Origin of the sequence: Melioribacter sulfuriphilus (assembly GCF_051488685.1) — a bacterium.
Classification (GTDB): Bacteria; Bacteroidota; Ignavibacteria; order Ignavibacteriales; family Melioribacteraceae; genus Melioribacter.
This window is the reverse complement of record NZ_JBPSEH010000007.1, coordinates 226,125-238,537: the sequence shown is the minus strand read 5'-3', so window position 1 is coordinate 238,537 and position 12,413 is coordinate 226,125. Positions and strand designations below refer to the sequence as shown.

The 12,413-nt window shown below is 38.2% G+C and carries 13 protein-coding genes; all 13 read right to left on the bottom strand.

The window, feature by feature from the left end; all coding sequences use genetic code 11:
• Positions 1-99: 99 nt before the first annotated feature.
• The gene (groL, locus tag ACSSV9_RS11195) at positions 100-1,728 is read right to left on the bottom strand and encodes a chaperonin GroEL (protein WP_437347342.1); all 1,629 of its coding nucleotides are present in this window, start codon (positions 1,726-1,728) and stop codon (positions 100-102) included.
• Positions 1,729-1,753: 25 nt separating this feature from the next.
• Positions 1,754-2,053, bottom strand: coding sequence for a co-chaperone GroES (gene groES, locus ACSSV9_RS11190; protein ID WP_437347341.1), 300 nt, complete (start codon positions 2,051-2,053; stop codon positions 1,754-1,756).
• A gap of 141 nt (positions 2,054-2,194) precedes the next feature.
• Positions 2,195-3,496: an adenylosuccinate lyase gene (gene purB / locus ACSSV9_RS11185; protein WP_437347340.1), complete on the bottom strand. Its 1,302-nt coding sequence runs from the start codon at positions 3,494-3,496 to the stop codon at positions 2,195-2,197.
• Entirely contained in the window at positions 3,496-4,671 is a 1,176-nt protein-coding gene (locus ACSSV9_RS11180) for a S1C family serine protease (protein WP_437347339.1), read from the bottom strand. The genes purB and ACSSV9_RS11180 overlap by 1 nt, the downstream gene beginning before the upstream one ends.
• A 1-nt stretch (position 4,672) precedes the next feature.
• Entirely contained in the window at positions 4,673-5,302 is a 630-nt protein-coding gene (locus ACSSV9_RS11175; RefSeq protein ID WP_437347338.1) for a glycerol-3-phosphate acyltransferase, read from the bottom strand.
• A gap of 119 nt (positions 5,303-5,421) precedes the next feature.
• On the bottom strand, positions 5,422-6,375 hold the full coding sequence (locus ACSSV9_RS11170; protein WP_437347337.1) for a UDP-glucuronic acid decarboxylase family protein: 954 nt from the start codon (positions 6,373-6,375) through the stop codon (positions 5,422-5,424).
• Entirely contained in the window at positions 6,372-8,603 is a 2,232-nt protein-coding gene (locus ACSSV9_RS11165) for a GumC family protein (protein WP_437347336.1), read from the bottom strand. The genes ACSSV9_RS11170 and ACSSV9_RS11165 overlap by 4 nt, the downstream gene beginning before the upstream one ends.
• Positions 8,604-8,613: 10 nt before the next feature.
• Positions 8,614-9,132: an SLBB domain-containing protein gene (locus ACSSV9_RS11160; protein WP_437347335.1), complete on the bottom strand. Its 519-nt coding sequence runs from the start codon at positions 9,130-9,132 to the stop codon at positions 8,614-8,616.
• 18 nt (positions 9,133-9,150) lie between these two features.
• Entirely contained in the window at positions 9,151-10,014 is an 864-nt protein-coding gene (locus tag ACSSV9_RS11155) for a cell division protein FtsX (protein WP_437347334.1), read from the bottom strand.
• A gap of 11 nt (positions 10,015-10,025) precedes the next feature.
• Positions 10,026-10,484 carry a nuclear transport factor 2 family protein gene (locus tag ACSSV9_RS11150; protein ID WP_437347333.1) on the bottom strand — a complete coding sequence of 153 codons (459 nt, stop codon included), beginning with the start codon at positions 10,482-10,484 and terminating at the stop codon, positions 10,026-10,028.
• A 28-nt stretch (positions 10,485-10,512) separates the two neighbouring features.
• Positions 10,513-11,088 carry a hypothetical protein gene (locus tag ACSSV9_RS11145; RefSeq protein ID WP_437347332.1) on the bottom strand — a complete coding sequence of 192 codons (576 nt, stop codon included), beginning with the start codon at positions 11,086-11,088 and terminating at the stop codon, positions 10,513-10,515.
• Positions 11,085-11,816, bottom strand: coding sequence for a class I SAM-dependent methyltransferase (locus tag ACSSV9_RS11140; RefSeq protein WP_437347331.1), 732 nt, complete (start codon positions 11,814-11,816; stop codon positions 11,085-11,087). Before ACSSV9_RS11140 ends, ACSSV9_RS11145 begins: the two co-directional genes overlap by 4 nt.
• Complete coding sequence (gene recR / locus ACSSV9_RS11135) at positions 11,816-12,412, bottom strand: recombination mediator RecR (RefSeq protein WP_437347330.1); 597 nt, start codon at positions 12,410-12,412, stop codon at positions 11,816-11,818. Before recR ends, ACSSV9_RS11140 begins: the two co-directional genes overlap by 1 nt.
• Between the last annotated feature and the right edge of the window lies 1 nt (position 12,413).

Genomic DNA, 12,413 nt, shown 5'->3' with positions numbered 1-12,413 from the left:
TCTAACAAACTCCTCTGCTTGCCATAACACATAGTTTGATATATAAAAAAAAGTCCCGCCTGGAAGCGGGACTTTGAATTTTTAGAAGAGTGAAATTTATTAATACATATCACCCATACCATGCGGCATGGCAGGAGTAGCTTTTTCTTCTTCTTTTTTCTCGTAAACAACAGCTTCTGTAGTAATCAACAGAGAAGCTACCGAAGCAGCATTTTCGAGAGCAGTGCGAGTTACTTTTGTAGGATCGATAACGCCGGCTTTCATTAGATTTTCGTATGTTTCAGTCTGAGCGTTGAAACCGTAGTCATCCTTTCCTTCGAGAACTTTATTGAGAACCACTGCGCCTTCTAAACCGGCATTAGCAGCTATTTGTTTGAGAGGTTCTTCGAGAGCTTTTTGTACAATACGAACACCAGTTGTCTGGTCGTCGTTTTCACCTTTAACTTTGTCGAGTGATTTAATTGCACGAACCAGAGCAACGCCACCACCTGGAATAATACCTTCTTCAACTGCAGCTCTTGTAGCATGGAGAGCGTCTTCAACGCGTGCTTTCTTTTCTTTCATTTCAACTTCGGTAGCGGCACCAATTTTCAGAACTGCAACGCCACCTGATAATTTAGCCAGACGTTCCTGCAATTTTTCTCTGTCATAGTCCGAAGTAGTTTTTTCAATCTGAGCTTTAATTTCATTAATTCTCTTCTTAATATCGTCAGGATTACCAGCCCCTTCGACAATTGTTGTGTTATCCTTGTCAACGGTAATTCTTTTAGCTCTTCCAAGATATTCGAGAGTAGCGTTTTCGAGTTTGAATCCTCTTTCTTCGGAAATGACAGTACCATTTGTAAGGATTGCAATATCTTCGAGCATTGCTTTACGTCTGTCGCCAAATCCAGGAGCTTTAACAGCGCAAACCTTGAGGGTACCACGCAATTTATTTACAACAAGTGTTGCAAGAGCTTCGCCTTCGAGGTCTTCGGCAATGATTAAAAGACTTCTACCAGCTTGAGCAATTTTTTCGAGAATTGGCAGAAGGTCTTTCATAGCCGAAATTTTCTTGTCGTGAATCAAAATGTATGCATCTTCAAGAACTGCCTCCATAGTTTCCGAATTTGTTACGAAGTATGGAGAAATATAACCGCGGTCGAATTGCATACCTTCGACAACTTCAAGAGTAGTTTCAGCGGATTTACTTTCTTCGACAGTAATAACGCCGTCTTTGCCAACTTTTTCCATAGCATCTGCAATCAAATCGCCAATGGCCTTATCGTTATTAGCAGAAATTGCGCCGACCTGAGCAATTTCATCGCGACCGCCAACTTCTTTGCTAATCGATTTTAGATATTCGATAACTTTTGCAACAGCAATATCGATACCGCGTTTTAGATCCATTGGATTTGCGCCAGCAGTAACGTTTTTCAAGCCTTCGCGGAAAATAGCCTGAGCCAATACAGTTGCAGTTGTTGTACCGTCGCCGGCAACATCACTCGTTTTCGAAGCAACTTCGCGCACCATCTGAGCGCCCATATTTTCAATCGGATCTTCCAATTCGATTTCTTTGGCTACTGTAACGCCGTCTTTTGTAACAGTTGGAGCGCCGAATTTTTTATCTATAACTACATTGCGTCCTTTTGGACCCAGAGTAACTTTAACCGCATTTGCTAATTTATCAACGCCTACTTTAAGAGCACTTCTTGCATCAGTGCTGAATTCAATTACTTTTGCTGCCATAATAATCCTCCTTTTTTATCAAACTTTATTTTTGAACGATACCGTAAATGTCGCTTTCGCGCATAATCAGATATTCTTCGCCGTCAATTTTAACTTCTGTTCCGGAATATTTTCCGTACAAAACGGAATCTCCGACCTTAACGTGCATATTAATTAATTTTCCGTCTTCTGTAATTCTACCCTCACCGACGGCAACTACTGTGCCTTCGATCGGCTTTTCTTTTGCAGTATCTGGCAAAATAATTCCACCTTTTGTGGTTTCTTCGGCTTCTTTCGGTTTTACAATTACTCTGTCAGCCAAAGGTTTAATCTTGAATTCTGCCATATCTTTACCTCCTTTTAATTTTAAGTTTATTAGCACTCTTTTTTAACGAGTGCTAATATAAATTTATTGAATCATTTTGTCAAGTATTTTTCTTTGATTTTTGCATAAAATAAGCGTTTTTAGATAGGATTAAATATCTTTTTAATCTTTCTCCACGCTCCTTGCAAAAATATAATCGAGATTTGTCAGCATTTTTTCGGGATTAAAAACTTCCTCGATTTCTGCTTTCGATAGATATTTCAATGCGTCAGGGGATTTAAGAAGTTCGTCTTTCAGATTTGTCGATTTATCCTGCCAGACTTTCATGGAGCAGTCCTGTACGATTTTATAAGCTTCTTCTCGCGTAATTCCCTTTTCAACCAGCTTAAGCAAAATTTTCTGTGAGAAAATAAGTCCACGAGTTTTATTAAGATTTTCGAGCATATTTTCGGGATAGATGACCAAATTGTCGATCAATTTTATTGTAAGATTGAGCATATAATCGAGCGCAATACAACTATCGGGCAGAATAACGCGCTCGGCCGAAGAATGGGAAATATCGCGTTCATGCCAGAGAGGTACGTTTTCAAGAGCCGCAATTGAATTAGCTCTCAATATACGAGCCAGTCCACTTAGACGTTCACTAACAATCGGATTTCTCTTATGTGGCATTGCAGAAGAACCTTTTTGCCCTTTCGAAAAATATTCTTCGGCTTCGAGGACTTCAGTGCGTTGCAAATGCCTGATTTCAATGGCTATTTTATCGAGTGTGGTACCGATAATTGCAAGAGTGGTAAGAAACTCGGCGTGTCGGTCGCGTTGAACTACCTGAGTGGCAACCGGCTCGGCTTTCAAACCGAGATTTTTACACACATATTCTTCAACTTGCGGTGATAGATGATCGAAAGTTCCAACTGCTCCTGAAATTTTTCCAACGCTAACATTTTGAATTGCCCTTTCGAGTCGATCAATATTTCTCTTTGTTTCTTCGTACCAGAGAGCGAACTTTAATCCCATCGAATATGGTTCGGCATGAATTCCGTGACTGCGTCCCACACAAATAGTTCTTTTATGTTCGAGTGCTCTTTTTTTCAGCACTTTTTTTAATTCGTATAGACCCTTTAATAACAATTCGCCTGCAGTTTTAATTTGATAAGCAAGTGCAGTGTCGAGCACATCCGACGAGGTCATGCCGTAATGAATATGGCGCGACGCCGGTCCAACAAATTCAGCCACACAGGTCAGAAAAGCAATAACGTCGTGTTTGGTAGTTTCTTCAATTTCAAGAATTCGTTTTAAATCGAAATTAGCTTTTTCTTTTATCTCTTTAAAATCCTCGTCTGGAATTTCACCCATTTTATGACGAGCTTCGCAGGCTAAAATTTCCACTTTTAACCACGTTTCGAATTTGAATTGATCGCTCCAGATATGCCCCATTTCGGGACGGGTATAACGGGAAATCATTACTTCCTCTCCAGTTTCATTTTCTTGATAAGAATTTTATTATCCCTCATAATTTTAACGTCAATTACATCGCCGGGTCTGAATTCCTGCAGAATGCCGATTAATGTGTTTTCGTTATTGACCTTAAAATTATTTATTCCGAGAATGATGTCATAGACCTTAAAACCAGCTTTATCTGCTGGCGAATTTTTTATCACATTTGTGATTATTACTCCATGAGAACTTTTTAGATCGTAAGCTTTAGCAATGGAAGGATCGATAGTTTGAATACTCAGACCCGTCCAGAATTCGCGGTCGATTTTGCCGTTTTCTTTCAACTCTTTAATTACTTTTTTGATTTTATTCGAGGGAATTGCAAAACCAACGCCCACATTGCCGGATGAGCCTTGAGCAGTATAAATTAAAGTATTCATTCCGATTAATTGCCCGAATGCATTTACAAGAGGACCGCCACTGTTTCCTGAATTAATTGCTGCGTCGGTTTGAAGCATATCGACATAATATCGATTGTTTGCTGCGCCCAGATTCATTCCCTTAGCACTTATTACTCCTACAGTAACTGTCGGTTGATCGTTGATGTCAAAAAGACCAAAGGGATTTCCCAGAGCAATTACCCATTCTCCAATCAATATGCTGTCGGAATTACCGAATTCGATGTAAGGCAGATTTGTAGCGTCGATTTTAAGCAGGCAAATGTCCGAGACTGGATCGGTGCCGACTATTTCGGCTTCATACTGTGAACCGTCTGTTAATGTAACAATAGCTTCAACCGCATTACCCGCTACGTGATCGTTCGTTAAAATATATCCATCCGGCGATATAATTGTACCAGAACCTAAACTCCTGACCTGCTGATTATAAAAGCGGTCGCCAAAAAATTGTCGGAAAAACGGATCGATTGAAAAGATGTCTCTGTATTGTCTGATTTCGGTGACGTTAATGCCCACAACCGCTGAGCTCACTCTTTTTACTGTTTCAGTAATAATTGTATTTCGTGAGTTTGATATGCTATCATTCACCTGAATTGAGTTGGCGAACTTAGAATTTAGATTCGAAGATTCTAAAATTTTATCTAAATCATTTGAGCCGGGTTTTGCAACTACAAAGGCATAAAATAAAATCAGAATTGACGTGGTTATAGCAGAAGAAAGGAGTGCTAATTTAAGATTTTTCATTTTATTCACCTTTTTTACTTTTTGCAAGACTGGAAAAATATTCTTTAATAGGGAGAATATGTTTGGACAAAATAATCAGTAGCATTAAAGAAACCAGTATGCTGAAAATTAAAGTATCGGATGCCGAAGGCGAAGTATATTTATTAAGAATATCACCTGATGTAAATGAAAGCAAACCTGTCAACAAAGTTGCAGTAAAATTAGCAAAATGCACGTGGCGTCTGAACAAAAAAGCCACCAACCAGAGAATCACCCAGATACTCAGTACCGGTATCGAAATTAGCAAAGCGCCGCCTGCAGCGGTTGCCAATCCCCTTCCTCCTTTGAAATTTATCCAGAATGAATAGCAATGACTCAATACCGCACCAATGAGTGCAATCATCATAAATTCAAATTTATGCCCGAATAAATATTCAGCAATCCAGACGCTCAGGAATCCTTTCAGTGCATCGATAACAAAAACGATTAATCCAACCATTTTTGAATTAGTAACTTCATAAGAATTCATTGCACCCACATTGCCCGAGCCTGCTTTAGTAATGTCAATCTTCTTTGATTTTTTAAGAAGCAAATATGCCGTGGGAATAGAACCAAAGAGTATGCCTATTAATAAACTTAAAAGATAATTCATATAAAAACCGTTTTTATCATATTGCAAATCTACTAAAATTGAGCCTGCACAGAAAACCCGTCCTTCAACAAATTAAAATATTAATATGTTTCAACAGAGATGGTCTACTGAAGCGAGGACTATTGATTCTGCTTTAAAGCCTTTTTAAAATATTCGAGAGTTCGCTTTAACCCTTCCTGCCTGGAGATTTTGGGTTCCCAGCCGAGAATTTCTCTGGCTCGTGAGATATCGGGTCTTCTTACTTTTGGATCATCCTGCGGTAATTCTTTATAAATAATTTTGCTTTTTGAATTACACAATTCAATAACTTCTTCGGCAAACTGTTTCAAAGATACTTCGTCGGGATTGCCAATATTAACAGGATAAACTTCATTGGACATTAACAATTTGAAAACGCCATCTACAAGGTCGTCTACGTAGCAGAAACTACGGGTTTGCGAACCATCGCCAAATACTGTTAAATCTTCTCCTTTGAGGGCTTGCATAAAAAATGTGGGAAGTGCTCTGCCGTCGTCGATTCGCATGCGAGGACCGTATGTATTGAAGATTCTTACTATTCTTGTGCTTAGCCCATGATATCTGTGATAAGCCATCGTCATTGCTTCGGCAAATCGTTTAGCTTCGTCGTATACTCCGCGTGGCCCAACGGGATTAACATTACCCCAGTAATCTTCACTTTGTGGGTGTACGAGTGGATCGCCGTAAACTTCAGAAGTGGACGCCAATAGAAATAAAGCTTTTTTCTCTTTTGCAAGTCCAAGTGCTTTATGAGTTCCAAGCGAACCTACTTTAAGCGTTTGTATCGGAAGTTTGAGATAATCGATTGGACTGGCGGGTGAAGCAAAATGAAGCACATAATCGACGTCGTGTGGTACGTGGATATAGTTTGTAACGTCGAGCTTTATGAACTGGAAATTCTCATTGCCAAAGAGATGCTCAATATTTTCTATTCTGCCTGTTAGAAGATTATCCAGACAAATTACTTTAATTCCTTCTGAAATTAAACGGTCGCACAGGTGTGAGCCGAGGAACCCTGCGCCGCCTGTAATTACTGCAGTTTTCTTGAATGTCAATCTATTTTTACCTTACTCTTGTTTGAACCATTTGTTGGATTTGAATAATAGTAATAATATTTATAGTAAGAACCATATCCACTGCGATAGCTGAAGTTATTCAGGACAGTACCGATGAAAGTTGAATTATCGCGACGCAGCATTTCAACTGATTTTTCGAGTAAATCTATTTCTGTAAAGTTTGCTGATACAACCAGTATAGTAGCATCGACAATTTGAGAAAGTATTTCCGAGTCGGTAACTGCAATCAACGGCGGGGAATCGAAAACAACATAGTCATATTCTTCTTTAAGTTTCTTTATGAAATTAAGCATCTGGTCGGAGCCAAGGATTTCGGAAGGATTAGGAGGTATTGTTCCAGCACTGACATAACTCAGGTTGTTGACGTTTGTAGTCCTGATTATTTCTTCATAGGTCACCTGTCCGAAGAAGTAATCTGTAAAACCGGCAAATCTTTTATGACCAAAAATATTATGTAGTCTCGGTTTTCTGAGATCGGCATCGACGATAATTGTTTTAAAATTTGCATAAGCCAGACTTCCGGCTAAATTGACGGCCGTTGTTGTTTTTCCTTCCTGAGATCGGGGCGAAGTAATTAAGATCGTCCTGAGAGAATTCCTGTCGATCTTGGAAAATTTTATTCGAGTTCTCAGGGCTCTATAGGCTTCACTGGCGCTTGCATCGGGCTTCTTGGAAACAATAAATTCAAGTTCAGGATTGGTTTCAATTCCGTCAATGTGCGGTATCCAGGCAAGTATATTAATATTCCTGTTTTGAATATCTTCAGGAGTTTTGATTGTATTGTCAAAATTGTGCCGCAGAAATGCAAATCCCAGACCGAGTCCAACTCCAATTACCAATCCCACAAGAACTATCAGAATCCTGTTTGGTTTTGAAGGCACTGTGGGAATTATTGCCGGATCGACAATTAAAACATTACCGGGAACAGATTGCTCGTTTATAATTGCTTCCTGATATTTCTCTTCTACCTGAAGGTATAATTTTTCGTAGGCTTGTTTTTCTCTTGTAAGACGTGCAAGATCAATTGAACTTGTGGGAAGTCGATTCAACCTTTTATCGTATTCGGCTACAATATCGCTTAGTTTGTCGTATGAAGCTTTTAGAGACCGATACTTTACCTCTTCTTCGAGTACTTTTCTGGTTAGTTCTTTAATTTCTTCTGGACTAGAAGCAAGTATACCTGCACGATAAATTGTTAACTGATTATTAAGTTTTTCTTTTAAGTCGTTAATCTTGGCGTCGAATTCACGAATAATTTCAGAACGACGGGGTGAATCTTTATATGACGATAATGCTCTGTCCTTTTGAGTTTGAAGATCGGCTATCTGTAATTGAAGATTTTTAATGTATGGTTCTGTAGCAAAGCTTTCGATGTAATCGTTTATATTCGGATCCTGCTTGGCAAGTTCTGCTTTATATTGTTTGAGAGTATTTTCTGTTATAGTAAGGTCGATTTTAGTGGCATTCATTTTCGATTCGAAATCGGTCGTCTGTTCAATAAGCGCTTTTGCCTGTTCGGGCAGTTCCACAATTCCTTTCTCTTCCTGGTACAATCTCAGCGCTTCTTCTACCGCCGACAATTCCGCCAGCTTTTCCTCACGTTGCCGCGCCAGGAATTCTTTGATCGAAGTCAATTGCTGCCTGTTATATTTTAAATTAGTTTCTCTGTAAATATCCGCATAACAATTAGCAATTAATGACGCTTCATAAGGCGACCTGGATTCGACAGAAATTTCAATTATATCGAGTCCCCTCTTTTGCGATATATCGACATTCGATTCAAGAAGATCAATGATTTCTTCAACAGTAAGAAGGGAGGGTTTACTACTCCTATCCTCTTTACTAACTATAAGGGCAAATTTATTCTTGTCGCGGGATAATTTAAAAGAATCGATAAGAGATTGTGCCACCTGGTTGCGTAAGGAATAACTTTTGAGTATCTCAATTTCGTTTGCGATGAAACGGTCACTTCCAAAATCTTGAAATTCTGGAATTAAAGGAGCATCAAGAATATTGCCCTGAGGTTTTGTAATTTTTAATGCAGTAGTTGATTTATAAACGTTGGGCGCATTTAGAGCATAAACAATGGCTACGATGAGCGCAGTCAAACTTATGACTGTTATACTCCATATATTCAATCGAATCAGGTTAATATAATCTCGAAGCGAATTATTCTCCTGATAAAAATTATTATCGTTGTTATTCACGTTACCCTCACTAATTACCTGTTATATTTAATATAAGAATTGTCAAGGATATTAAAGCACTGAGAACGGAGACAATTATACTCACAGTTTCACGTGTATAAAGTCGTGGAGCGCCTGGAACAACCAGAACATCCCCCGCCTCAAGATGTGGTAGTTGAACCGACCTGGAATCGAGCTCCGATTCGTACATAATATCATTGTAGTTTACTTTAATCAGGCTTTGAGTTGAATCCGGATTAATACGGTATATTCTCAGATCGTCCAGATGAGCCGCATCGGTAGGTCCTCCAGCATACGATAAAAGATCCAAAACTGTCGTATAAACAGGCACAATATACTTCCCCGGATATTTTACGAATCCCCAGACCGCTACTTTAATATTGACAGATTCAGGATCTGATAGGTCAAAATAACCGGTCTGTTGATTATATCTTTGTAACATCGACGAACCTAATTCATAATCTTTAATTTGACTATAGGTATTCGATACAATGAATAACACTGTAATGAAAACAAAAATACTTTTCATGACCCTCACTTTCTTTTTTTAATCTGTTTGAAGGGACAACCGTTTAGATGAAATAAAGCTGCCCAATAATCCAAGAGAAATTCCGAGTATTAATATAAGTAAATAAATTACATTAAAAAACTTGACAAAATTAATATTATTTAAAATTTCATTCAACAGAAGCCCTAACAAATAGAGAATAAAAAGTGCCGATAAAGAAGAAAGAATTCCAACAAGAATGCCATAGAGGATAATCGGTATTTTCAATGTAACCAATTTTGCTCCAACGAGTTTCATCGTTTTATACAATTGATAATTAGCTTCAATCTGAAGCCGGCTATTGGTATAAACCAGATACACAGATAGGATAACAAGAGCCGCCGAAAAAAGATATATCAGAATCTGAAGCGAATCAAGATAATTGAATAGTTTCAGTACAAAATCATAATCGTAAATTACATCTGTCACACCGCTTATTTTTTTTATCCTTTCAATCTCCTTTTCAAAATTCAGTGGATTAATCCTGTCCGGATTAAATTTAACTACAAATGATCGTGGTAGTGGATTATCGCTCAGGATCTCTCTAAAATCTTCGCCCGTCTCCTTAATAAATTCCTCGGCAGCCTCGTCTTTGTCGATAAAACGTACCGAAGAAATTGAAGAGATATCATTCAAGAGCGATTTGATGTCATTTATCTGGCTTTCGTTTAGATAATCGTCGACAAAAACCGATACCTCAATGTTCCTCTTAATTTTATCTGCTAACTTCGATGAAAAATAGATCATACCCGCTGAAAAGCTGCACATGAGCACGGCTATTGTAGTGATTGAAACAATGACGATAGTTGCAAACGGAGAACGTTTGAAAATTTTAAAGGCTTCCTTAAAATAAAAAGAAATCATAATGAAAAATCCTAATAATTCGACTCATCTATCCAGCGATAGATTTGCCATTTGTTATTATTCTTAATGAGCTCAAGATTGACCTTACCATCAATATATTCGATATCAACTGGTGAAAATGCTACAGTCAAATTAAAACTTCTTACGATATGTGTTGAATCGCCGCTAATAATAATTATATTATTCCAGACAAGATCGAGCCTTTGAGTGTTCTGAAAAAGACCGTAAGTTGTTTTCATTTCCTCGTCTCTGCCCCAGCTGATGTCGTAACCTTTATCGTAATCGCGATAGGTAAAAATAAAATCGGGATGAAGCAATTGACTGTAGATCAAAGTATCTTTGAAAGTATATGCGTATTGAAAATTTTTAAATACTCCTTCAATATCGCTCTGGTTACTGATCAGGCGGTCGCCAGTACCGATCGACTCGTCTAATTTGGGTGCAAAAGGATTAACGCATGAGCTAAGCATAAGCAACAATATGTAAGCTATCGACTTATTAATTTGTTATTCTCCCTTTTAATTCGCTCCAACATTGAGAAGATTCACTTTTATAGTCCCGCCATTCAACAATAACCCACTGCTCGCGAGAATCTTTATAAACGCTCAGCTGAGAAGTTCCTTTATATTCTCCTGCGAGGGCTTTATTTGTTGTGTTAATTAGAAGCGTATAATCGAAGACGTAAATTGCGCTGTCGCTGAAACGGTTTTCGTTCAAGTTATTGAGTGATAAACTAATATTTTTCCCTTCGGATAAGTTAGCTTTCAAATTTTCCATAAAAAGGCGTTCGGAATTGAGATCCCAATTTAATAATGCCGGATTCGCTGCAACGGCCTGGCCAGCTGGAACAAATTTGTATTCTTTATCGAGAAAATTTTTGTCGACAAAACATGCCAGATAATTTTCGGTAATCTTTTCTTCAATTGATGATTCGAAATTTTGCAATAAAATTTCGGGTGAGGTAGCAGTTAAAAAACTTGAGCTCGGTTTTATCGGTTCTTCCGCTTCACGTGTAGTAATCAGATCGCATGACGTCAGTAGAATTAATATCGATATATATACGATGTATTTCATTTTTTGAAAAACATTATTAACCGAGGCGAATTGTCGGAGTAAGAACTTCCGTTATAATCGCCATATAAATTAACCAATTTGTACCCAAATTGCTCGAATTTCTTGATCAGTGTGTGTGAGCTGTAAAGTTTAACAGATTCGTAGAACGTTTTGATCTTATTTCCGTTATTAATTTCAATTTTTTTAATAACCCTTTTATTTCTGATCGACCGTTTTTCGGTAATTACCAGGCCGTTTATTTTCCTGATCGTTTCGGCTTCGAGATTTTTTTCAAGATATGTTTTATTTAAATAATCGAAAACGTACCATCCGTCGTTATTAAGAAATTTGTAGGACCTCTCGATAAAAGAAAAATTTTCCTCGTCGCTCTCAAAATATCCAAAACTCGTAAACAAATTCAAGATAAGATCGAATCGGACTTTGAAACAAACATATCTTATGTCTGTGCAAACCAATTTAAGATTCAAGCCCGATTTTACTGCTTGACTTCGGGCTTTGTCGAGGAATAATTTGCTCAGGTCAAATCCGATGACGTTGTATCCTTTCGATGCAAAAAAAAGAGCATGCCTTCCGAAACCGCACGCAGCGTCGAGGATAAGGGCATCTTCTTTCAGTTGTGTCTCTCTTAAAATTAAATTGCAGAGCAGACGCGCGTCATTTAAATCGCGATGATTATAAACGTTAAAGTATTCTTCAGACGAAAACCAATCTTTAAACCAGTTTTTCATTACAATTGAATTCTTCCGCTGAAAGCGCGTCCTATCGTTGCAGGGTCGGCAAACTCCAGATCGCCCCCTATCGGTAAGCCTCTTGCAATTCGACTGACTTTGATGGGATATTCTTTCAAAATTTTGGTTAAATAGAGCGATGTAGCATCTCCTTCGGCGTCGGGATTCAAAGCCAGAATTATTTCGTTTATTCCACCGGCTTCAATCCTTTTAATCAATTCTTCGATGTGGAGTTTGTCGGGTGTTATATCCGATAATGGATTTAACACTCCTCCCAGTACGTGATATACTCCGTTGTATTCGTTTGTCTTTTCAATAGCAATAACGTCACTTATATCTTCGACAACACACACAACAGAATGGTCACGTTTTGTACTTTTACAAATGTCACATTTTTCTTCAACAGAAAGATTGAAGCAAATTTCACAAAATCGGAGTTCTCTTTTTAGAGCGCCTATGGCATCAACAAGCGAGTCAACTGTAGCTTTGTCGCTCTTCAAGAGATGAAGCGCCAATCGTTGAGCAGTCTTCTTTCCAATTGAAGGGAGTTTGCTCAACTCGTCAATTACTCTTTGTAAAGGTTCGGCAATAAGCAAT

What these genes read in the sequence shown, in the direction of transcription:
- ACSSV9_RS11175 (WP_437347338.1), bottom strand. Translation starts at nt 5,302, where the DNA reads ATGAATTATCTTTTAAGTTTATTAATAGGCATACTCTTTGGTTCTATT.
- ACSSV9_RS11145 (WP_437347332.1), bottom strand. Translation starts at nt 11,088, where the DNA reads ATGAAATACATCGTATATATATCGATATTAATTCTACTGACGTCATGC.
- groL (WP_437347342.1), bottom strand. Translation starts at nt 1,728, where the DNA reads ATGGCAGCAAAAGTAATTGAATTCAGCACTGATGCAAGAAGTGCTCTT.
- ACSSV9_RS11140 (WP_437347331.1), bottom strand. Translation starts at nt 11,816, where the DNA reads ATGAAAAACTGGTTTAAAGATTGGTTTTCGTCTGAAGAATACTTTAAC.
- ACSSV9_RS11160 (WP_437347335.1), bottom strand. Translation starts at nt 9,132, where the DNA reads ATGAAAAGTATTTTTGTTTTCATTACAGTGTTATTCATTGTATCGAAT.
- ACSSV9_RS11150 (WP_437347333.1), bottom strand. Translation starts at nt 10,484, where the DNA reads ATGCTTAGCTCATGCGTTAATCCTTTTGCACCCAAATTAGACGAGTCG.
- ACSSV9_RS11180 (WP_437347339.1), bottom strand. Translation starts at nt 4,671, where the DNA reads ATGAAAAATCTTAAATTAGCACTCCTTTCTTCTGCTATAACCACGTCA.
- groES (WP_437347341.1), bottom strand. Translation starts at nt 2,053, where the DNA reads ATGGCAGAATTCAAGATTAAACCTTTGGCTGACAGAGTAATTGTAAAA.
- purB (WP_437347340.1), bottom strand. Translation starts at nt 3,496, where the DNA reads ATGATTTCCCGTTATACCCGTCCCGAAATGGGGCATATCTGGAGCGAT.
- ACSSV9_RS11155 (WP_437347334.1), bottom strand. Translation starts at nt 10,014, where the DNA reads ATGATTTCTTTTTATTTTAAGGAAGCCTTTAAAATTTTCAAACGTTCT.